The sequence below is a fragment of the Pseudomonas sp. NBRC 111124 genome, assembly GCF_001320245.1.
Taxonomy (GTDB): Bacteria; Pseudomonadota; Gammaproteobacteria; order Pseudomonadales; family Pseudomonadaceae; genus Aquipseudomonas.
In genome coordinates this window covers 154579-176410 of record NZ_BCBA01000043.1, presented here as the reverse complement: position 1 = coordinate 176410, position 21832 = coordinate 154579, and the positions used below count along the sequence as shown (strand labels likewise).

General features: G+C 64.9%; 14 protein-coding genes. All 14 read right to left on the bottom strand.

Annotation, left to right across the window (positions count from 1 at the left end):
- A partial coding sequence (locus APH28_RS18225; RefSeq protein ID WP_060511744.1) for an excinuclease ABC subunit UvrA occupies positions 1–2330 on the bottom strand: 2330 nt, incomplete at its 3' end.
- Positions 2331–2490: 160 nt separating this feature from the next.
- Positions 2491–3588 (bottom strand): type VI secretion system protein TssA, encoded by a 1098-nt coding sequence (gene tssA / locus APH28_RS18220; protein ID WP_060511742.1) that lies wholly within the window; start codon positions 3586–3588, stop codon positions 2491–2493.
- 95 nt (positions 3589–3683) lie between these two features.
- Positions 3684–4202, bottom strand: coding sequence for a type VI secretion system tube protein Hcp (locus tag APH28_RS18215; protein WP_060511740.1), 519 nt, complete (start codon positions 4200–4202; stop codon positions 3684–3686).
- Between the two features lie 144 nt (positions 4203–4346).
- Entirely contained in the window at positions 4347–6839 is a 2493-nt protein-coding gene (gene tssM, locus APH28_RS18210; RefSeq protein WP_060511737.1) for a type VI secretion system membrane subunit TssM, read from the bottom strand.
- On the bottom strand, positions 6836–7744 hold the full coding sequence (tagF, locus tag APH28_RS18205) for a type VI secretion system-associated protein TagF (protein WP_060511735.1): 909 nt from the start codon (positions 7742–7744) through the stop codon (positions 6836–6838). The genes tssM and tagF overlap by 4 nt, the downstream gene beginning before the upstream one ends.
- Positions 7741–11541, bottom strand: coding sequence for a type VI secretion protein IcmF/TssM N-terminal domain-containing protein (locus APH28_RS18200; protein ID WP_060511733.1), 3801 nt, complete (start codon positions 11539–11541; stop codon positions 7741–7743). Before APH28_RS18200 ends, tagF begins: the two co-directional genes overlap by 4 nt.
- Positions 11542–11571: 30 nt before the next feature.
- Positions 11572–12288 carry a type IVB secretion system protein IcmH/DotU gene (gene icmH / locus APH28_RS18195; RefSeq protein ID WP_060511731.1) on the bottom strand — a complete coding sequence of 239 codons (717 nt, stop codon included), beginning with the start codon at positions 12286–12288 and terminating at the stop codon, positions 11572–11574.
- Positions 12285–13628 carry a type VI secretion system baseplate subunit TssK gene (gene tssK, locus APH28_RS18190; protein WP_060511729.1) on the bottom strand — a complete coding sequence of 448 codons (1344 nt, stop codon included), beginning with the start codon at positions 13626–13628 and terminating at the stop codon, positions 12285–12287. Before tssK ends, icmH begins: the two co-directional genes overlap by 4 nt.
- Positions 13625–14347: a type VI secretion system lipoprotein TssJ gene (gene tssJ / locus APH28_RS18185; RefSeq protein WP_060511727.1), complete on the bottom strand. Its 723-nt coding sequence runs from the start codon at positions 14345–14347 to the stop codon at positions 13625–13627. The genes tssK and tssJ overlap by 4 nt, the downstream gene beginning before the upstream one ends.
- 24 nt (positions 14348–14371) lie before the next feature.
- A complete protein-coding gene (gene tssH / locus APH28_RS18180) occupies positions 14372–16969 on the bottom strand; it encodes a type VI secretion system ATPase TssH (RefSeq protein ID WP_060511724.1) in 2598 nt (865 codons plus the stop codon).
- Entirely contained in the window at positions 16966–18036 is a 1071-nt protein-coding gene (gene tssG, locus APH28_RS18175) for a type VI secretion system baseplate subunit TssG (protein WP_060511722.1), read from the bottom strand. The genes tssH and tssG overlap by 4 nt, the downstream gene beginning before the upstream one ends.
- Positions 18000–19820, bottom strand: a complete 1821-nt coding sequence (tssF, locus tag APH28_RS18170) for a type VI secretion system baseplate subunit TssF (protein WP_060511720.1) — start codon at positions 19818–19820, stop codon at positions 18000–18002. Before tssF ends, tssG begins: the two co-directional genes overlap by 37 nt.
- Complete coding sequence (tssE, locus tag APH28_RS18165; protein ID WP_060511718.1) at positions 19820–20302, bottom strand: type VI secretion system baseplate subunit TssE; 483 nt, start codon at positions 20300–20302, stop codon at positions 19820–19822. Before tssE ends, tssF begins: the two co-directional genes overlap by 1 nt.
- A 26-nt stretch (positions 20303–20328) precedes the next feature.
- A complete protein-coding gene (gene tssC / locus APH28_RS18160; RefSeq protein ID WP_060511716.1) occupies positions 20329–21831 on the bottom strand; it encodes a type VI secretion system contractile sheath large subunit in 1503 nt (500 codons plus the stop codon).
- Between the last annotated feature and the right edge of the window lies 1 nt (position 21832).

Here is a 21832-nt window from a genome sequence, read left to right as displayed (position 1 = left end):
CCGGCCTCGACCAACCGATTGAGCTGCACCAGCAAGCGGTCGATATCTTGCGGATGCAAGCCGTTGGTGGGCTCATCCAGCACATACAAGGTCGCCCCACGGGCCACGCGTTGCAGCTCGGTGGCCAGCTTGATCCGCTGCGCCTCGCCACCGGACAGCTCGGTGGCCGGCTGCCCCAGGCGCAAGTAGCCCAGGCCGATATCCTGCAACACCTGCAGGCAACGCCGCGCCGCTGGCTGCTCGGCAAACACTTCTAGCGCCTGCTCGACCGTCAGCTGCAGTACCTGGGCGATGTTCATGCCCTGCCAGCTCACCGCCAGTGTCTCGGGGTTGTAACGTGCGCCATGACAGGTCGGGCAGGGCGCATAGACGCTGGGCATGAACAGCAATTCGACGCTGACGAAGCCTTCACCCTCGCAGTTCTCGCAACGGCCCTTTGCCACGTTGAACGAGAAACGCCCGGCATCGAAGCCGCGGGCCTTGGCCTGTTCGGTGGCGGCGAACAGCTTGCGTACATGGTCGAACAGCCCGGTGTAGGTGGCCAGGTTGGAGCGCGGGGTACGACCAATGGGTTTCTGGTCCACCTGTACCAGACGCTTGATGCTGCCCAGCCCTGCGACCACACGCCCGGCGCTGGATTGCTCAGGTTCATCTTCAAGGCTTTGCTCTTCAGCCTCGGCCTTCTGTTCGGCATGACCGAGGTGGGCGCCGACCAGTTCCAGCAGGGCCTGGCTGACCAGGCTCGACTTGCCCGAACCGGAAATGCCGGTGACCGACGTGAAGCAACCCAGCGGGAAACGGGCGCTGAGATTGTCGAGGTTGTTGCGGGTAATGCCTTCCAGCGCCAGCCAGTCGTGCGGCTGGCGGGGCGCGCGCGCGTTACGCTGCTGCTCGGCGAACAGGTAGGCGGCAGTGCGCGACGCCTCGACCTGCGCCAGGCCAGCCGGCGGGCCACTGTAGAGGACCTGCCCGCCATGCTCGCCGGCAGCGGGGCCGACGTCGACCAGCCAGTCGGCGCGGCGCATGGTGTCGAGGTCGTGCTCCACCACATACACCGAGTTGCCCGCCTGCTTGAGCCGCTGCAAGGCCTCAAACAACGCTTCACTGTCGGCCGGGTGCAGGCCGGCGGAAGGCTCGTCGAGCACGTAGATCACGCCGAACAGCTGCGAGTTGAGCTGGGTGGCCAGGCGCAGGCGCTGCAGTTCGCCGAACGACAGCGTCGGCGTGCTGCGCTCCAGCGCCAGGTAGCCCAGGCCCAGGTCGATCAGGGTGTCGATACGCTCAAGCAGTTCATTGGCAATGCGTTGCGCGGCCAGGCGCTTTTCCAGGGTCAGGTTGTCGTCGTGCTGCTCCAGGTAACCCGGTGCGGCAACCTGGCGGAACACCTCGGCCAGCGCCTGCAACGGCAGCCGCGACAGTTCACCGATATCGCGGCCGGCGAAGGTCACATCAAGGGCCGCACGCTTGAGCCGCTTGCCCTGGCACAGCGGGCACGGGCTGGGGCGCATGTATTGCGACACGCGCTTGCGCATCTGTGCGCTCTGCGAGTGCATGAAGGTATGCAGCACGTAGCGCCGGGCGCCGCTGAAGGTGCCCTGATAGCTCGGTTCGAGCTTGCGCTTGAGCGCGGCGCGGGTCTGCGCTGGCGTCAGGCCTGCGTACACTGGCACGGTCGGCGTCTCATCGGTGTAGAGAATCCAGTCACGCTGCTCCTGCGGCAGGTCGCGCCAGGGAATGTCGACGTCATAACCCAGTGTCACCAGGATGTCGCGCTGGTTCTGCCCCTGCCAGGCCATCGGCCAGGCCGCCACGGCGCGTTCGCGGATGGTCAGCGACGGGTCGGGAACCATGGTCGCCTCGGTCACCTCATAGACCCGGCCCAACCCATGGCACTCAGGGCAGGCGCCTTGCGGGGTATTGGGCGAAAAGTCCTCGGCGTACAGCATCGGCTGCCCGGCCGGGTAGCTGCCGGCGCGGGAGTAAAGCATTCGGATCGAGCTGGACAGGGTGGTGACACTGCCCACCGACGAGCGCGCACTGGGCGTGCCACGTTGCTGCTGCAGGGCCACGGCCGGGGGCAGGCCCTCGATGGCATCGACGTCCGGCACGCCGACCTGGTCGATCAGGCGCCGGGCATAGGGAGCGACCGACTCGAAGTAGCGGCGCTGCGCTTCGGCGTAGAGCGTGGAGAAGGCCAGCGACGACTTGCCCGAGCCGGACACTCCGGTGAATACCACCAGGGCGTCGCGGGGGATATCGACGTCGATGTTCTTGAGGTTGTGCTCGCGGGCGCCACGGACGCGGATGAAGCCGGTGGGAGTGTGCGGCATGGGGCGGTCCTTGGCTGGGAAGAGTGCTCAAGGTAGCAGCATTCTTGTCGGCTGTGCCGGCCTCTTCGCGGTAAACCCGCTCCCACAGGGATATCAACCGCCCTGGAGTTCAGTGCGGTCTCTGTGGGAGCGGGCGTGCCCGCGAAAAGGCTCGCCAGCCTCAGGACCTCTGTTCGCGGGTACCCAGTACATCGCGGATGTTGTCCACCACATTGCTGTCCTTGATCACATCGCTCAGCCAGCCTTCCAGCGGCATGTTGCCCCACTTGATGGCGCGTTCAATCAGGTAGGGCACCGGGCTTTGCGGCTCGCTCTGCTTGAAGAACTGAGCGATGCCCGCGAGCATGGTGAACGCCTCGTCGCGGGTCAGTGGCGTAGTGCGCAGGGGCGCAGGCGCGGTGGCCTGGACGGGCGTGTTCATCGGTTCACCTGCTTCGCTGGAGGGGGCAACGGTGGCGACGGGTTCTGCTACCGGCACGGCCAACGGGTGCAGTTCGACGCCGCGGTCCTTGAGCAGTTTCTCGGCCAGCTGGCTGGCCCGCGACAGCATGTCGGCGAGGCTGGCAAAGCTTGGCGCTTCGTGGCCGAACAGGCGGTCGGCAGTGGCCTGCAGGCGGTTGCAGGCCTGCAGGCAGGCGGCAATCTGCAAGGCCTTGGCGCGCAGGTGCTCGGTGTCGCTGAGGGCCACCGAGCGCTGGAAGATCTCGGCGTTGATCTTGCCTTCGTTCAGCGCGGTCTGCATCGCCTTGGGGTTTTGCAAGGCGAGGTTTTCTACATGGCGTGATTCGTCATAGCGCAGCACGCCGAAATTCTGCCCTTGGGTAATGGGCAAGCCACCGGCAATGTCGGTGAGTGTGGTCTTGAGCCAGGAAAGGCGCGCGGCGCGCTCGTCCAGGCCGTCTTCGAGCGACGGGTAAGCGCTGTCCCAGAACGTGTCGAGGATGCGCTCGGTCAGCGCCAGGCCGAAACTGATGCCTTCGAAATGCTCGCGTTGGGCCAGGCCTTCGCTGAGCCAGGCGACCAGCATCAGGTCCTTGCTCTGTTGCGCCAGCCCCTGGGCCGCAAGCTGGATGACCTGTTCCCAGTCGGCAGTTTTCAGGTCGGTCTGCCAGTCGCCTTGGGTCAGGTAGTCAGGGTCTGCCCGGCGCGCCTCCTTGATCTGGTCGAACAAGGCAGAGAAGCTCAAGTCTTCGCCACTGCCACCGTCGATCGGTGCGGCCAGCTCGGCCAGCGAAAGGTCGTTGAGGATTTCAGGCATAAAACACTCTGATCAGGGGAGGGGAGCGGTGTGCCGGGTAACCCGGCACACTGCGGAACATGGGCCGCCTGCGCGGCCCATGGGCAAGCAAGTGCTTAGGCGAACACTTTGTTCGCGGTGCGGTCCCAGCCACCGACGATGTTGCCGCCAGCTTGGCCGTCGGTGCGGTTCTGCTGGGTGTAGGTGGTCTTGATACGAGCGAAGTTGAAGCTGATCTCTTCGATCGGCAGGTCGCTCACCGTCTTGTCTTCACCGTTCTGGTTGCCACCGGCGACGAACTTGACCGACGACACCACGACTTCTTCCATGTCGATGGTCAGGTAGGTGACCTTGTCGCCACCGGCACGGTTGACGTTCAGCTTCAGCTTGGCGATGTGCTTGCCGGTGCAGCAGTGTTCGAACAGCTTGGCCGAAGCCTTGTCGACTGCCTTGCGGATCTTGAAGTCGCTCAGGGCAACACGCTCGGAGGACGCACCGCCCGAGGAGCTGGCGGTAGCCGAGGTGGCCTGGGTGGCGCCGTACTCGTAGCCCAGCACTTCGATCCAGTCCTTGTGCTTGTCGTCCAGTACTTCGCCTGGGATGCCGTCGATTTGGATATACGCGTCAAAAGCCATTGTGAAACTCTCCATTAACATCATTTGAAGGGTTGCTCATGCACCCCTTGGTTTTGACCTCGCCGAACGGGTCGGCAGAGGTAGCTTGCCGCCAGCCAGGCCTCCTCCTGTGAGGCCCGGCTGGCCGGTTCTTGCGGCGCGGCCTCAGTTCAGCCCGCGCACTTCGATCTCCACCCTTCTGTTGGGCTCCAGGCACTTGATCAGCTGTGCCCGTGGTTGTTGCATGTCGCAGTTGACCAGCGGCTTGCGGCTGCCTTCACCCTGGGCGACCACCAGTTCGGCGGGCACGCCCTTGCCGACCAGGTAGGTGCGGATGGTCTGCGCCCGTTGTTTTGACACCTGCAGGTTGCCCTGGCTGTCGCCGAGCTGGTCGGCATGGCCGGAGATGACGATCTTGCCAATATTGGGCGTGTTCAGCAGTTTGCTGGCGATCGCGCTCAACTGGTTCTGGCCTTCGTTCTTCAGGCTCTGGAAGTCGGCGCGGCCAAAGGCGAACAGCGTGTCGGACTCCAGCGTGATGGTTTCGATCGAACGCAGCGACTGCGCCCGCAGGCTGTCGATGTAGTTGCGAGAACTCGACATCAGGAACGCGTTGTCGAGGATGCGTGGCACGTCCGGCTCACGGATCTGGTCGCTGTAGAAGGTGATCTGGCGGCTGGCATACAGGTAATCCTGGTTGCCACCTTCGCTGCCGGCCGCCGCCATGCTCTTGCCGATCTGGCGGGCGATGGCCGGGTACCAGTAGTCCGGCAGGCGCGCCTTGAGGAAGGCCGGGTCGGCCTTCTCGCGCTGGGCCGGCGACAGCATCACGTAGGTGTCCAGGGTCGCCTTGCCGAAGTCGGCGATCGACTGGGCGCGGTTGTCATGGGGCAGGGCCTCGGCCTGGACGCTGTCGACACCGCTCACCGGCTGCAGCTCGCGGGCGTTGCGCTGGTAGACCTTGAGCGTGGTCAGCAGGTACAGGGTACGGGTCAGGTTGTCGGCCGTGGGCTTGAGCATCACGTTCTGCAGGGTGGCGAAGTAGCGCGTGCGCAGGACAGGCTCCACCTCATGGCCTTGGTACAGGCCCAGGCGCATGCCCAGTGGCACGCCCTGTTCGTGGTGCTGCTGATAGTAGTGCGCAGTCCAGAAACGCAGGCGGTCGAGGCTACGCCAGGCGGTGTATTGGCCGCTGGCGGCCTTGTCTTCGGCCTTGGCCTGGGCCAGTTCGCCGGAGATGCTGGCCAACGTGGCGCGGTTGTTCAGGTACGACCAGCCCCACAGGCTGCACAGCACCAGGCCCGCCAGGCTGGCAGCGCCCACCCAGGCGCCCTTGCGCCGACGTTCGCGACGGTTGCTGGTGTACAGCGCGACCAGGTGCTGGTCAGGGATGATCACCTTGCGGAACAGGCTGTTGATGAACAGGGGCGCGGGTTGGCTGCCAGCACCGGCGGCGTCCGCGCCCTGTTCGAGGGCGAAGCGTTCGGCCACATGCTGGCCGTGGCTGCCCCATTGGGCTTCGTCAGCCTCCAGTGCCGCGGTGAAATAGAAGCCACGCAGCATCTCGGCATTCTGATAAGGGTTGGCACGCAGCAGGCTGTCGACGAACTGTTGCAGGCGCGGCTTGAGCGCGGCCAGTTCCAGCGGGAAACGGTAGGCAGCGTCGTTCTGCCGGGTCACCTGGATGTCCTGCTGCACCAGCTGCTGGCTCGCCACGTGCTGCCAGTAACCGGTCAGCTCGTCCATCGCCTTGCCAAAGCGCTGGCCCCAGTCGGCCTGCTCGTAGCCCTTGTGCGAGAAGGTCTTGCCCATCACCTCGCCGCGCGCGGCATCATCCAGCTGGCGGTAGAACGGGGTGAAGCCGGGGATCAGGTCGCACTTGGTGAACACCAGGTAGATCGGCAGGCGCACTTCCAGCAACGCGCAGCTTTCCTGGATGCGTTCGCGCAGGCGCTTGGCCACGCGTTCCTGGTCTTCGGCCGAGCCATGCAGGATGTCGGCGATGCTGACGCTGACGATCAGGCCATTGAGCGGGCGACGTTGACGGTGCTGGCGCAGCAGCTGCAGGAAGCCGCGCCATTTGCCGGCTTCTTCGGGGCTGTTCATGTAGCGCCCGGCGGTGTCCAACAATACCGCTTCGGAGCTGAAGAACCAGTCGCAATTACGCGTGCCGCCCAGGCCCGAGACCCGCGCGCCTTCGCGCTCGGCATAGGGGAAGTTCAGGCCCGATTGCAGGATCATGGTGCTTTTGCCAGCGGCCGGCTGGCCGATCACCAGGTACCAGGGCAGGGCGTACAGCGCATCCTTGGCGGCGGTGCCGCGCGGCTTGTTGCTGTGCAGGCGTTCGATGCTTTGCAGCAGGCGCTCGCGCAGCAGGCTGATTTCCTCACGGTCGGCCGGGGTGGCATTGAGCACTGCCTGGTCGGCGTCCTCGCGCAGCAGGCCTTCGAGGTTGTGGTGCTGGCCGGCGCCGCGGTACAGCAGCAGCACATAGCCCGCCGACAACAGCAGGAACACACCGATACCCGCCAGCAGGCTGTGCAGCGAGGCGAAGCCCAGGGCACGGCCGCAGGCCCAGACCAGGAAGATCGCCAGGAAGAACGCCACCCCCAGCAGGTAGGGTTGGTAACGCAGGCAGTAGTACTTGATCTTGTTCATACAGGCGTCGCATCCAACGCATCGACAAACTGGTCGATTACGTGTTCAAGAGGTCGGTCGTAGTCGTGTGCACGCGGCGCCGTTGCCAACGGGCTGAGCAGCTCCAGGTGCTGCTGGGCTTCGGCGCAGCCACTGAGCAGGCGATAGGCGCTGCTGGCATGGCGTGAGGGGAAGCAGTACAGCCGCGGGAGCATGAAGTCGTCGGCCAGCAGGCTCACCGCCGGCACGCTCGGGTGCCCGCTCATGCGCGTCAGCCAGGTCAGCCAGAGGTCGGCCGTGGGGTTTTTCAGCCCGCGTTCGGCCGGCAGCGGCAGTTCGATGCCGCCTGTGAAGTCGCCGTGCAGCGTGGCCCGGCTGGCCTGCAGCCGCGCCAGCGCTGTGGCACTGTCGAAATTCGGCCAGGACCCGTGCAGGGCGCGAGCGACATCGGCAAAGCTGAAGTCGTGGAGGAACTTGGCGTGCACCCGGCGGAACAGGTCGAGGTCCTGCGCCTGCAACGGGCGTAGGGCCTTGATCCGCTCGAACAGGCTGGCGCAGTCGGCGCCTTGCACCGCCTGGTGCAGCAACGGCTTGATCTGCGCGCTGAACAGTTCACCGAGGGTGAACGGGTTGAGCAGTGCCGCACCGTCCTCGCCCTTGAGCAGCTGGAAGATGAAGAACGGGTAGCGCCGCTGGCTGGCGTCACGCGAGCTCAGCAGGCCTCCGAGCAACCAGTTGCCATTGCGCGCTCGGTAGTTGAAGAAGCATATCGGCAGCGCGTCGAACAACGCCTGCCAGTCTTCGCGGTGGCGCATGGCCGCCAGCGAGGACTGCAGCCAGGCGTCGAACTCGCAGACTTCTTCCGCCGCACCATGCAGGCTGACGAAGTCCGCGCTCGACGGCAGCTTGCCGAAGCAACCGATCATTGCGCGCCCCTGTCGTTGAGGGCGCTGAGGGCCTTGACGTCACCCAGATCGGTCAGCTTGACCCCACCGAAGTTGCGCACCACCAGGCTCACCCGGCCATTGGCGGTGTTCCAGCTGAAGCGCTGCTGGATGCCGTCGAGGTCTTCGACCCGGGCGCTTTCGTTCATGCGCAGCAGGCCCCAGCGCCCTGGGAAGTCGAACACGGTAACCCGTGCGCCACTCAGGGTGACAACGTCCAGGCGAGCGCCCGGTGCATTGCTGGTGCCCGGCCAGGCAAAGCGGTTCCAGCTGCTGCGGCCGTTGCGGTAGTGCTGCTCCTGGCCATCCAGGGTGAACACGATGTCGGTGAAGTTGGCCGAAGGTTCCAGCATGATCTCAAAGCCGTTGTCACGGTCCGACAGGCTGGCGATCACCTGGCCTACGGAGCTGGCCTTGTCGATGCTGTTGAGCATGCGCGGGTTGACCAGCGCTGGCCCCTTGCCGTCACCCGCGCCAAGGCCTTCACCGCCGGCCAGGTTACCGATCTCGTTGCGTTTGAAGGCCGGCAGCAGGCCGCTGTCAGGGTCGACGAAGCGCTGCAGGTCTTTCACCGAGGCTTCGTTGCGGCTGCCGCCAGCAATGGGGTAGCGGTGCGCCATGACCTGTTCCCACGGCTTGGCGATCTGCTGTGCCCAGGCCTTGGCGATCTGCTGGCCGGCTGGGTCGCGCAGGGTCGCCCAGGCGTACTGGATGGGCAGGCTGAACAAGCCCTGCAACGAGCGCGACAGGCCGTCCTGGCTGGTGTCGACGCTGCTTTCCACGTAGTTGCGTACGGTGGTGACTTCGCTCGGCTGGCCTTCCAGGGTTTCGCTGATCAGCTGTTTGCTGCTCTTGCCGACATCCTGCGAGCGCTGGATGTTGTTCATGCGCACCTTGAGCTTGCGCAGCGCCGCCAGGTAGCGGTCCATGATGGTGCTGTCGGCGCCTTCGGCGTTGTTCTCGGCAAATACCCGCGCCACCGGCTCGAAACGCTTGGCCAGGCTACCGTCGTCGACTGCCGGCAGCACCGGACCGACATTGTCGGGCAGGGCGTCCTTGCTGTCGAAGATGCCGGAGACCTTGCTCCAGAAGCCGTCCTCGCGGGCGACACCCGGGGTCGGGATGGCGTGCTTGACCGGCAGGTCCCACTGGGTGTTGTCGTTGACCGCTGCCAGTAGGTTCTTCACCGGCGAGTTCTGCACGTCGCTGAGCAGGCCCAGTTGCTCAGTAGCCGTTGCCAGGTCGGTGAAGTGACGCACGCCGACGCTGCTCACCATCTTGTACCAGGCCTGGGTGTAGTCACGCTTGTAGCGGGTCATGAACTCGCGGACGAAGTTGGCTTTCTGCACGATGGCATCGCCACCTTCGCCATCCAGTACCCAGTCCGACTCGTTGCGCAGGTTGCCCGACACCAGCTTGATCAGCTCAGGCTTGACGAAGGTGTCCCAGCCCTGGCGGGTGTAGATCGCCGGCACGCCGGCGGAGCCATACAGCAGCGCGCGGCCCGGTTGCGGCACCAGGTCGTTGAGGCTCAGGGCTGGGAACTGACGGCTCGATTCGAGTTGCAGGCGCAGGTATTCGCGATCGACCAGCGAGCTGGAGATCATGAACGACTTGAGGTTTTCCCGGGTTGCGTTGATCAGCTGCTCGTTGCGTGGCAACGACGGTGCTTCGCCCTGTTCCAGCAGCTGCACGTACAGTGGGGCATTTTCTTCGATCACGCCAGCATCGGCCGGGGTGCCTTCACCGGCAGCGCTGGCCCAGGCCTGGGGCAGGCTGGCGGCAACGAAGGCTGCATCGGGGTGGGTTTGGGGCTCGGTCAGCAGCAGGTACAGCTTGAGGGTGTTGTAGGCATCGATGATCGACGCCACCTGCTGCTCGTCGAGGCGCCCGAGCATTTCCTCGGACAGCGACAGGCCGCCGGTGGTCGCCGACAGTTCGGCGGCATCGCTGGCGGTGGCCAGGTTGACCTTGGCGGCATAGCCACCCATGCGGGTATTGCTCAACGCGGCCTGGGCCTTGGCCGCAACCGCCGGTGCCAATGGCTTGCCACCGCGCTTCTTCTGCGGTGCCGGGGTGAATTCCAGTTCCTGGTTGATGCCGCTGGCAAAGGTATTGAACGCGCGCATCTGCACTTGCAGGCTGCGGGCGATCGGCTCCAGCGCCTGACTGCGCAGTTGCGTCAAGTACGCCGTGCGAGTCACCTGGTGGATTGCCTCGCCATGGTACAGGCCGGCACCGAGTTTCAGCGGCACACCCTGCAGGCGATGAGCTTCGACGGTTGCCATCTGTTCGCGCAGCACTTCCAGGCCCTTGCCAGCGGCCAGCAACTGCTCGCGGTCTTCCGCCTGCTCGATCTGGGCCAGTTGCCCGCGCAGGCTGTCCAGCCACTGGCGGTTGTTGGCGAACGACAGCGCCTGCCAGCCAATGAACAGCACCCCGGTGGCGGCGGCCAGGCCCAGCAGCAGCGGGCTGAAGCCGGCCTGGCGGCCCAGGCGCGAATGGAACAGGGTCAGGTCGCGGTCAGGGAAGATCACCCGGCGGAAGGTGTCGGTGATGAAGTAACTGCGGTTGACCACGGCCTTGCTGGCGCTCTGACTGCCGTCGTCGTAGGCGGCCTTCAGGGCGAACTCGTCGGCGATGGCGTCTTCGTAGACCTGCCCCAGGTGCTGGTCGGTCTGCAGTGCACTGGTGAAGTACAGGCCGCGCAGCAGCAGCGGGGCACCGCCGCGGTGGCCACGGGTGAAGTGTTCGAGGAACTGCTCGAGCACACCGCTGAGGGCGGCGAAGTATTGCGGGAAGTTCAGCAGGGCGCTGTCAGCCTCGGCACCGAGGGCGATCATTTGCGCATCAACGTGCTGGCGGATGTGACCCTGCAGGTTCCTCAGCCGCGTTTGCAGCACGGCGTGCAGGCCATTGTTGCGGATTTCCGACAAGCCGAAGGTCATGCCCAGCGGCTGCTGGCGTTGGTGCAGGTCAAGGCCGTCGAATGCCTGGTTGAAGCCAGGCAACTGGTCGGTCTTGGTCAGCATGAGGTAGACCGGCGGGTTGGCGCCCAGGCACTCGGCGTATTCTTCCACCCGCGCGACCAGCTGGGCAGCCAGGGCGTTGCGTTCATCGCTGTTGGCCGCCAGCAGTTCGGGCAGGCTGACCACCAGCACCAGGCCATTGATGGCGGCCTTGCCCCGCTGCTTGCGCAGCATGCGCAGGAACGCCGAAAACTCACTGGCCGACTGGTCGTCGCGCAGGTAGCGGCCAGCGGTGTCGATCATCACCGCGTCAGGGCTGAAGTACCAGTCACAGTGCTGGGTGCCGCTTTCGCTGTCGTTGGCCGTGGCGATGGTCGCCGACAGGCCCGAATGGGTCAGCAGCGAGGTCTTGCCAGCGGCCGACATGCCCACCACCAGGTACCACGGCAGGTCGGATAGCGCCGCCTTGCCGCCGCCACCGGCCGAACGGTCGGTGCGCAGCATGGCGATGGCGTGCTTGAGGCGCTCGCGCAGCACTTGCTGGTCGCGGAACTCGCCAGCGGCATTCAACGAGCGGTCGACCTCGATCTGCAGCAGGTTCTCCAGGTTGTGCTCGGCGCGGATGCGCTGGTACTGGCGCAGCACGATGACCAGCAGGAAACAGGCGCTGATGATCGCCAGCGCTTCGGGTACGTGATGGCGCAGCCAGGGCACCAGCGGTGCGGCCAGCCAGCAGATCAACAGGCTCGCCAGCCACAGCAGTGGCAGGAGAATCCAGAAACTCTTCAACAAACGCAGTAATGTTTTCATGTCTTCCTGACTCGGCTACCTGAAGTGTGTTCAGGCACTGAACAGCTGGCGGATTTGTTCGGAAAGGGCGGCAACGTCCTTGTCCAGCAACCAGTCGAGCGTCAGGTACACCGCAACGCAGACCAGCGCGATCAGCGCCAGGTACACCCACAGCGGCACCTCATGGCGCAGCATCTGCGACACCTGGTCGGGCAGCGCCCAGTCGGGGGACAGGGCCTTGGGGGCCTTGCGGTAGCGGGCAATATCCTGGCCGAGGGTGTTGGCCAGGTAGCGCAGTTGGTCCTTCTGGCCGATGCTGAACTTGCCTTCGAAACCCAGGGCCAGGCACAGGTGATACACCTCGAGCACGTCGATGTTCTGCTTGACGTCAGCGCGCAGCGTGTCGATTTTCTCGAAGAAGCCTTCACCCGCCAGGTGCACACCGAAATAGCGGAACTGCAGCGGCTGCAGTTCGAAGTGCCGGCGCAGTTCGTTGTCACCCGAGCGCAGCACGCTTTCGTCAAGGAACGCGCACAGCGCGTATTGGGTGTCCTTGACCTGCTCGACGCTGTAGTTGGCGGCGCGGGCATCACGTTCGAGGTTGGCGAAGAAGCGCTCGACACTGCCTTCGAAGGCCTGCACCGAGGTGACCTGACGGCCACGGCGCACGATCAGCGCCATGCTGATGAAGTCCTGGACCAGGTCCTTGAGTGTCGGTTTGTCGTTGGCGGCCGCGACGGCGCCCTGTTGCAGTACGGCTTCGGTCATTTGAGCACCGCCATCAGTTCAAGCTTGAGGTTGGTAAAGGCACTGGGCGCGTAGAAGCAGATGGTCTGGGCATTCATCATTCGCTCATACACATGGCCGTGCGGCTCGATGGCGAAGTACTGGTTGTCCAGGCGCACCGGGATCGCGTTGGGCAGCCGCGCGGCGTGGTTGAGGGTGACGCCGGGCATGGCGCTGTTGACCACCACTTCGATGTCTTCCGGCGAGCCGATCTTGAATGCCCGTGGCACCAGTTCCAGCAGGCTGGCACCGGGCATGTCGGCGTGCACCGAGACATAGAAGTCGGCCTCGGCCAGGCGCGGGTCGCGCAGCTGGCCTTGCCAGTACGACGGTTTGGTCTGGGTGAGGTTGATGACGATGCACTGGTTGGGCACGACGTTGTCGAGCATCACCCGGATCATCTCGTCGAGCTTGACCAGCGATGCTGCCGGGTCGAGATGGTCGTAGTCGGGGATATCGCTGAGCTGGGTGTCCAGGGTAAAGGTCAGCAGGCCGCCAGCCAGGTCGGCGAGGAACAGGTACAGGCGCTCCGGGTGCAGGCGGGGGTGGGCCAGCAGGTGGGCCAGCTGCGGATGAGCGCGGTTGACCGTGTTCAGCAGCCAGAACAGGGTGACGTCGCTGGAGCCGAACTCGGCGATCTGGTCGGCACGCTCGCGGCGCCGGCCGGACAACGCCTTGCTCTTGGCCTGCAGTGCGCCGAGCAAACGCTTGCCGATCCCGGCCAGGGTCTCGTGGTTGCCCAGGTGCAGGGTCGGGTGGACGAAATGCGGGTCGAGGTTGAAGCCGCCCATGCTGTTGCGCGTGAGCTTGGCCAGCGGGCAGTGGCTGTAGCCGTCCAGGTTGTCACCGTCGACCAGCAGCACCACGTTCAGGCGCAGGCTGGTGATTTCGTTTTCCAGCTCGCCTTCGTTGAGGTCGGGCAGGGTGGCGAACTGCTTGCGAAAACGCCGGGCGGCCTTGTGCTCCTGGCCATCCTCGACGTAGTTCAGGCCGAACGGCTCGGGTAGCTTGAGCGCGGCATAGACTTTCAGCTCGTTGGCCTTGAGCAGGTCCTTGAGGTCGCGTGCGGCCGGCAACGGGTCGTGCTGCGGTGCGTCGTACAGGCTGCCGTCGGGAAACACCAGCTTCAGGCGCTTGAGCTGCAGCGAACCGTTGGCCAAGGCATCCTCGTCCACCTGCAGCAGCTGCACGCCCCAATGGAACGGGGTGCCGCGCAGGGTCGCCTCGGCCAGCTGGTGCTGGTGGAACTCATCCTGGTACTGGAAGTGTTGGGGCAGCAGGAACATCCCTTCCGACCACATCACCCGGCTCTGCTTGCTCATTTGACGCTATCCACTAAAGAGTTGAGGGTTTTGTCTGCGGCGTTCTGTGCCGATTGGCCGGCAACATCGGTCGCCTTGTCGAGCACCGCGTCCTGCACTTTGTCGGTGAGGGTCGGTGCGGCTTTCTTGGCTTTCTCGGCGGCCGCCAGCTGGTCTGCGGTCGGCGGTTTGTTCAGCACATCGACGCCACGCGTGGCGCTGATCTCGGTCTTGTCCACCAGAATCCGCAAGCCGTCGGAGGAGAACCAGATGCCGTCCTTGCGCAGCGAGTTGGCGTCGAAGGCGACTTTCCAGCGTGCGTCCTGTTCGTCACGGAAGAACGCCGCCACGCCGACGTAGCGGGCGCTCTTGGCCAGTGGCCACTGGTCGATCTGGCCGATGCCCGGCAGCAGGGTGATCTCGCGGGCTTCCACGAGGGTATTGCCGAGGGCCTTTTCCGGGGTGTCCCAGAGGGTCTCGGCATCGGTGGCGGCGAAGCGTTCGAGGTCGGTCAGCTGATACACGCGCATCACCACCGACAGCGGTTTGCCCTCGACATCGGGGTTGAGCTGGTTGCCGCCGTCGGAAGTCAGGATGACCTTTTCGCTGTCGGCCAGCATGTCGGCCGCCCAGCTGTCATCCATGCGTTTGCCGATGCGGTCGGTGACCCCGCAGCCGGCCAGCGCCAGCAGCAGGGCGGCGGTGGTCAGGCGTTTGAGGGCGGTGTGCTTGTGTAGCATGACGGCTATACCTCCTTGTCCAGGTCAGGCCAGGCGATAGGCGAAATCGCCATCGCTGCCCAGCTCGATCACCAGGCGCTCGATCGGCGCGTCCTGGGCCATGCGCTCCAGTACGCGCTGGGCGAGTTCGGGCATCAGGGTCTGGGACAAAATGTTGTCGATGTTGCGCGCACCGCTGTCGACCTCGGTGCAGCGTGCGGCGATGGCCTTGATCAGCGCGTCGTCGTAGCTCAGTTCGGCCTGGTGGTTGCGGGCGAAACGTTTGGCGATGCGCTCGAGCTTGAGGGCGACGATGCGCTCGAGGATCTGGTCCTGCACCGGGTAGAACGGCACGATGCTCAGGCGGCCGAGGAAGGCCGGCTTGAACACCTGGTTGAGCTCGTCGCGCAGGCCTTCGACGATGGCAGCCGGCGTCGGCAGTTCGCTGGCATTCAGGCAGGTCTGCATGATGCGCTCGGTGCCGGTGTTGGAGGTGAGGATGATCACCGTGTTGCGGAAGTTGATCTCCCGGCCTTCGCCATCATCCAGCACGCCCTTGTCGAATACTTGGAAGAACAGTTCGAGCACGTCGGGGTGGGCCTTTTCCACCTCGTCGAGCAACACCACGCTATACGGCTTGCGGCGCACGGCTTCGGTCAGCACACCGCCTTCGCCGTAACCAACGTAGCCGGGTGGCGAGCCCTTGAGGCTCGACACGGTGTGCGCTTCCTGATACTCGGACATATTGATGGTGATCAGGTTGCGCTCGCCGCCGTACAGGGTGTCGGCCAGGGCCAGTGCGGTTTCGGTCTTGCCGACGCCGCTGGGGCCGAGCAGCAGGAATACGCCGATCGGTTTGTTCGGGTCTTCCATGCGCGCACGGGAAATCTTGATGCGCTTGCCGATCTCGTGCAGGGCGTGGTCCTGGCCCAGCACGCGTTCGCCGAGCAGGGCCGGCAGGCGCTGTACGGTGTCGATCTCGTCACGCAGCATCTTGCCCAGCGGGATGCCGGTCCAGCCGCTGATGACCTGGGCGATGGCGCCGCTGTCGACCAGCGCGTGGACCAGTGGCTGGTCACCCTGCACCTGGGCCAGTTCGGCGCGCAGGGCGTTGAGCTGAGCGGCATCGGCGTCGTTGGCGGCGTCCAGCGCCTTGAGCTGCTCGACCAGCGCCAGCTCCTGCTGCCACTGCCCGTTCAGTTGCTGTTCCTGTTGCTGTTCGGCCTGCAGGGCTGCCTGCAGCTCAGCAAGGCGGCGGGCGTGGTCGTGGCCTTTGCCGGCCTCGTGGCCGAGCACGGCGATTTCGGCCTGCAGGTTGTCGATCTGCCGGCGGCAGTCTTCCAGGGCGCCGGGCTGCGACGATTGCGCCAGGGCGATGCGCGCGCAGGCGGTGTCGAGCACGCTGACGGCCTTGTCGGGCAGCTGGCGGCCAGTGATGTAACGGTTGGACAGGCGCACCGCCTGCACCAGGGCTTCGTCCATCACCGCCACCTTGTGGTGCTCGCGCATCTTGCCGAGCAGACCGCGGAGCATGTAGATGGCCTTGTCTTCGTCAGGCTCTTCGACCTTGACCACCTGGAAGCGGCGGGCGAGGGCGGCGTCCTTCTCGAAGTACTTCTTGTACTCGGCCCAAGTGGTGGCGGCGATGGTGCGCAGCTCGCCACGGGCCAGGGCTGGCTTGAGCAGGTTGGCGGCATCGTTCTGCCCGGCCTGGCCACCGGAGCCGATCAGGGTGTGGGCTTCGTCGATGAACAGGATGATCGGGTGCAGGCTGCGCTTGACCTCTTCGATCACGGCCTTGAGGCGGTTCTCGAACTCGCCCTTGACCCCGGCACCGGCCTGCAGCAGGCCCAGGTCGAGGGTGTGCAGGGCGACGCCCTTGAGGACCGCCGGCACATCGCCCTGGGCGATGCGCAGGGCCAGGCCTTCGACCACGGCCGTTTTGCCGACACCGGCTTCACCGGTGAGGATCGGGTTGTTCTGCCGGCGGCGGGTGAGGATGTCGACCATCTGCCGCACCTCGAACTCGCGGCCCAGCACCGGGTCGATGCGGCCTTCGCGGGCGCTCTGGGTGAGGTTGACGGTGTACTGGTCCAGCGCCGGGGTCTTGCCGCCGGCCTTGGCATTGCCGGCGACCGGTGCGGCCGGGCTGGCCAGGGCACTGGCCTGTTTCGACTCGGCGCTGCCTTCGACCAGGGCGGTGAGGTTCAGGCGCAGGTCGTCGGCGTTGATCTTCTCCAGCTCAGGTGCCGAAGCGACCACCACACGGCGCAGCTCGGCGTCGTCGAGCAAGGCCTGCAGCAGGTGGCCGCTGCGCACCTGGGCAACGCCGTACTCGATCGAGGCCAGCAGCCAGGCCTGCTCGATCATGCGGGTGATGTGCGGTGACAGCGCCGGGGTGCGGGTGTTGCCTTTCTTGAAAGTACCCAGGGCGGTGACCAGCTGCGCCTGGAGGCGCTCGGCGACCACGTCGTAGTGGCGCAGGATCGGCGCCAGGTCGCTGTCGCCGTTGTCCAGCAGCTGCAGCAGCAGGTGCTCCACCTCGACGTCGTAGTGGTGCTCCGACAGGCACAGGGCCGCCGCGGTTTCAGTGGCTGTGCGGCTGGTTTCGTTGAGCTTGGCGAACAGAGACTTCAGGTTCACAAGGCGACCCCATCGTAAGGAATGTGGAAAACGGCGCAACGCGAAGGCTCCGCGTCACGGCCAGGGCGTTTGAGCCAGCCCAGCCAGCCGAGGGCGACATTGCCGCTGCGGCCCAGTTGGGCACGTGGTACGGCCTCGCGCTTGAGGCGCGGGGCGATTTCGAAGTCCAGTTCGGCACCTATATAGAAGCGCACCAGCTCGACCAGCTTGCGATAGCACGCGGTGCCCGGCTGGAAGCGCTGGTAATCGGCCAGGCTCAGCGGCCCCAGTTCGATACGGATGCTCGACTGGTAGTCCCAGACCCGATTGCCGGCGACGGCACTGTGGCCCAGCTGCGCGTTCTTGCGCCCTAGCTGGGTGCATTGCTCAGGCTCCAGATTCAGCCAGCGCCCGGCGAACTGCTTGACCTTGATCGGCAGCGAGAAATAGAAGCCGAGCATCACTTCAAGGTTGAGTGCGTTGCGCGGCTTCTGGCTGAGCAGCCCGGCGAAGTAGCTGAACAGCTCGCGGCGCAGCGCCGAGGGTTGTTCTTCGAACTTGAGCTTTTGCGCGCGCGGGCCCAGGCCGACCAGGTTGAGCAGGTAACCATCGAAGCCCGAGGTGCCATTGCGCTCGTGCTCGATATGGAATTTGTATTTCTGCCACGCCTCGTAGAACAGCGTGGTCATGCGGTGCGAAAAGATGTCGAGAAACGCATGGGCGGCATCGTCGCGGTACTGCACGTGGCGTTCGAGCAACAGCTCGGTGTACGGGCGCGGCAGCACACCCGATGGCCCGACCAGGCCCATGAACGTGATCTGCACCTCCGAAAGCGGCAGGCCGGCCGTGGACACCTTGCCTTCGCGCTCGAAGTGCAGGTCGCTGACCTCGCTGGCCGGGAACGCCAGCGACAGCTGGGTGCGAAAACGCAGCGGGTCTTCGTGCGGCCGGGTTGCCAGGTCCATGCGCCCGGTTCGGCTGTAGTGCAGGCGGAGCAGGCGCACCAATTGAAAGAATTCGAATCGGTGCGGCTCGGCTCGGGCCTGATCGATCAGACCAGGGGCTGATCGCCAGTGCGTGCTGGCCATTGGACGATTCTCTTTTCTCGTTGTTGGGAGCGCAGGCTCAGTCGGGTGAAGCTGTTCATCGAGCAGTACTGGCCGAAGAAGTGGTCCAGCACCATGCCGAACAGGAACACGCCGCTGCCGGTGAACTGGCTTTCGTCGAGGGTCAGGGTGATGCCCACACCCCGCACGAAGTTCGGCCGCGGGTGGCCAATGCGCGCGACCACCGGCTCGCTGCTGATCGCCTTGATGCCGTTGATCTGTTTGCGAATGGCCGAGACGTTGCGGTAGTTGTACAGCGACAGCAGCTCGAGCAGCACTTCGCGGCCCTGGCTGACCAGCGACAGGTGGTTCAGCGACAGGTGTGCGATCAACCGCCAGATCAGGCCCTTGCCCAGCGGCACGCGCACGGTGGCGGTGGGCTTGCGCAGACAGCGAATGTCCTTGATCACCGAGTTGGCCGGGATGATGAAGTCGCCGCGCTCGCCACCGAATGGCAGCATCAACGGCACATCGCGGTTGCTGCAGGTCAGGCCGATGCTCAGGGTGTCGCTGCTGGCGTCGATCAGTTCCAGGTCGCGGTCGACCACGCGGATGCTCATGGCCGTGGCATCGCCCTGGTTACGCCGACGGGCGATCCAGAAGCTGGTGTGCGGGTCTTGCTCGCCACGCGGCTCGAAGAACGGCTGGCAGGTGGCGACCTGATCGATGCCACCGAGCTTGCGCACCCGCCGCACGCGGTCGATCGACACCACTTCGGCGGCATTGTGCAGCCGGGTATCGGGGGTGACCGGGTATTCGTGCTGGGTGTGGGTCAGCTTGATCGGCTCGGCCTGCTGGCGGAACAGGTTGATGATCGGCGTGCAGTTGAGCTTGAAGTTGTTGCGCCCGATGTTCTGGGTCAGCCGCGCCAGGCGCTCGCTGAGGTCGTAGTCGGAGAAATAGAAGTTGATCTCGACCTGCTCGATCGCCTTGCCCTGCAGGATGCGGGCAAAGCCACTGAGGTCGAAGAACATGAATTTGTCGGGGAAGGTGAAGTACTCGTGCAGCAGGCGATAGCCCAGGAACGAGCGCTCGGAGTAGTCCACCAGGCCTTCGTCACGGGCATACCCCACGGCCTTCAGGGCAGTGGCCGGCAGTGCGACTTCGCGGCTGCGGCCTTCGTCCTGGAAGCTCAGGGTGGCTTTGGCCAGGTTGTTGAACAGCAGCTCGTACAGCTGCAGCATCAGCGTCGCTTCACCGTCGAGGAAGAACCGCAGGCGGTCGACTTCCATCTGGCCGAACAGCACATCGCTGGTGGCCTGCAGACGGATGCGCAGGCGTGCCACCAGGTCGGCGCTGTGGCCGTTGAACGCCGACCGCTCCATTTCCGCGAACGACGCCTGTTGCACACTGATCGGCCACAGCTCCACCGGGTAGCAGGTGCGGAACTTGCACACCACACCTTCCACGGCATTGGCATGCATTTCAGTGTGGCGCGCCACACGGTAGGCTTCGGTGACCTTCTCGTGCTTGCCCAGGCTCATCTCGGCGATCGACATCGACGGGGTAGGGCGCAGGTAATGCGGGTACAGCACCTCAAGGAAGGATTCGACGATTTCCGGAAACTCGTCATCGAGCTTCTTGTGCACCCGCGCAGACAGGAACGAGAACGCCTCGATCAGGCGCTCGGTGTGCGGGTCTTCGCAGTTGTCGCCCTCGATCAGCAGCCGCGAAGCAATCTTCGGGTACTGCGCGGCAAACTCCTGGCCGAGGAAGCGCAGGTGCGACAGTTCCTTTTCGTAGTAGGGCAGCAGTTCGTCGAGCATCAGTTGAGGTTCTGCACTTTGTATTCCTGGGTGTTGACCTGCAGCACGGCGTCGAACGACACCTGGCGGCTGATGTCCTGCAGACGCAGCACGGCGTCCACGCGGAAGGTCAACATGCGGTGGCCGTTTTCCTGGGCCAGCAGTTGCACCCGCACCCGGCGGAAACGCCGGTCGCCGGTGCTGATCGCCCGCTCCAGCTGTTGCTGGATGAGCCGGCGATCATGGGGGTCGAGCACGCTGCGGCTGATGAAGTCGGGCATGCCGTATTCAAGGATGGAACCACCAAGCTGGCTGAAGCCGTCGAGCTCCTCCGCGACCAGGGACTGGCGGGTATTCACCAGTACCTCGAGGTCGCGGACGATGCTGGCCTTGTACTCGGCCAGCGAACAGGTGCGCTGCACGGCCGCTTCGGCCGACTGGTACGGACGGTCGTCCAGCAGTCGGTCGAGCAGCGAGGGCAGCAGGCGGGCCTGATTACTCATGTGTCATCCCTGTACACAGCGGCCGGTCAGCCGCGGGCGCCTTGCGGCAGTTCGGCGACCAGGCGCAGCGAGGCGGTCAGTTCGTCGAGCTGGTAGTGCGGGCGCAGGTAGGTCACGGCCTTGTAGACACCTGGTTTGCCGGGCACTTCGAACACCTCGGCGCGGGCTTCGCGCAGCGGGAACTTGGCCTTGGCCTCCTGGCTGGCGGTGTCGTCGAGCAGCACGTAGCTGGCCAGCCACTGGTTGAGGAAACGTTCCACATCCATGCGCGAGGCGAAGCTGCCGATCTTGTCGCGCATGATCGCCTTCATGTAGTGGGCGATGCGCGAGGTGGCGAAGATGTACTGCAGCTGCGCCGACAGGCGTGCGTTGGCGTTGGCGATGTCGGTGTTGTACTGCTTCTGCTTCTGCGCCGACTGGGTGCCGAAGAAGGCGGCGTAGTCGGTACCTTTGCAGTGCACGAGCGGGATGAAGCCGAGGTCCGACAGCTCTTTTTCGCGGCGGTCGGTGATGGCGATCTCGGTCGGGCACTTGAGGGCGATTTCGCCGTCGTCGGTCTTGAAGGTGTGGGTTGGCAGGCCTTCGACCAGGCCGCCACCTTCCACGCCGCGAATCGCCACGCACCAGCCGTAGCGGGAGAAGGCATCGGTGACGCGGGTGCCAAGGGCGTAGGCGGCGTTCATCCACAGGTATTTGTTGTGGTCGCGGCCGTCGACGCTTTCGACGAAGTTGAATTCTTCCACCGGCGTGGTATCCGGGCCATACGGCAGGCGGCCGAGCACGTGGGGCAGGGTGAGGCCGACGTAGCGCGAATCTTCCGAGGCGCGGAACGACTTCCACTTGGCGTATTCGACGGTGTCGAAGATCTTCGCCAGGTCACGCGGGCCGGACATCTCGGTGAACGAGTCCCAGCCGAACAGCTCCGGCGAAGCCGCCGAAATGAACGGCGCGTGGGCCGCGGCGGCGACGTGCGAGATCTCTTCGAGCAGGTACATGTCTTCGGGGCTGCGCTTGAACTCGTAGTCACCGATCAGCATGCCGAACGGGGCGCCACCGAAGGTGCCGTACTCTTCTTCGTAGACCTTCTTGAACAGCGCGCTCTGGTCGAATTCGCTGGCGGCCTTGAGGTCGCGCACCAGGTCTTTCTTCGAAGCGTTGAGCAGGTGGATTTTCAGCGTGGTGCTGGTCTCGGTCTGGTCGACCTGGTACTTCAGGCCGCGCCAGGAGGCTTCCAGCTGCTGGAACTCACGGGCGTGCATGATCTCGTTCATCTGCTCGGAGAGCATCGAATCGATTTCGGCGATACGTGCGTCGAGCACGGCGATCAGGTCCTTGCTCGGGGTCATCTCGCCCTCGAGCACCTGGTTCACCAGTTCGCCGATCAGGTCGCGGGTGCGGTTGCGCTCGGTGTCGGAGCGGGCCACGCGGCTTTGCGAAATGATGCTGTCGAGCAGCGAAGGCTGCGGGGCGAAGTTTTCCACTTCGACCAGGTCGCCGGCCTGTTGCGGTGCGGTTTGCTTGTCAGTCATG

What these genes read in the sequence shown, in the direction of transcription:
- APH28_RS18215 (WP_060511740.1), bottom strand. Translation starts at nt 4,202, where the DNA reads ATGGCTTTTGACGCGTATATCCAAATCGACGGCATCCCAGGCGAAGTA.
- tssM (WP_060511737.1), bottom strand. Translation starts at nt 6,839, where the DNA reads ATGAACAAGATCAAGTACTACTGCCTGCGTTACCAACCCTACCTGCTG.
- tssG (WP_060511722.1), bottom strand. Translation starts at nt 18,036, where the DNA reads ATGGCCAGCACGCACTGGCGATCAGCCCCTGGTCTGATCGATCAGGCC.
- tssA (WP_060511742.1), bottom strand. Translation starts at nt 3,588, where the DNA reads ATGCCTGAAATCCTCAACGACCTTTCGCTGGCCGAGCTGGCCGCACCG.
- tssF (WP_060511720.1), bottom strand. Translation starts at nt 19,820, where the DNA reads ATGCTCGACGAACTGCTGCCCTACTACGAAAAGGAACTGTCGCACCTG.
- tssC (WP_060511716.1), bottom strand. Translation starts at nt 21,831, where the DNA reads ATGACTGACAAGCAAACCGCACCGCAACAGGCCGGCGACCTGGTCGAA.
- tssK (WP_060511729.1), bottom strand. Translation starts at nt 13,628, where the DNA reads ATGAGCAAGCAGAGCCGGGTGATGTGGTCGGAAGGGATGTTCCTGCTG.
- APH28_RS18200 (WP_060511733.1), bottom strand. Translation starts at nt 11,541, where the DNA reads ATGAAAACATTACTGCGTTTGTTGAAGAGTTTCTGGATTCTCCTGCCA.
- tssJ (WP_060511727.1), bottom strand. Translation starts at nt 14,347, where the DNA reads ATGCTACACAAGCACACCGCCCTCAAACGCCTGACCACCGCCGCCCTG.
- tagF (WP_060511735.1), bottom strand. Translation starts at nt 7,744, where the DNA reads ATGATCGGTTGCTTCGGCAAGCTGCCGTCGAGCGCGGACTTCGTCAGC.
- icmH (WP_060511731.1), bottom strand. Translation starts at nt 12,288, where the DNA reads ATGACCGAAGCCGTACTGCAACAGGGCGCCGTCGCGGCCGCCAACGAC.
- tssE (WP_060511718.1), bottom strand. Translation starts at nt 20,302, where the DNA reads ATGAGTAATCAGGCCCGCCTGCTGCCCTCGCTGCTCGACCGACTGCTG.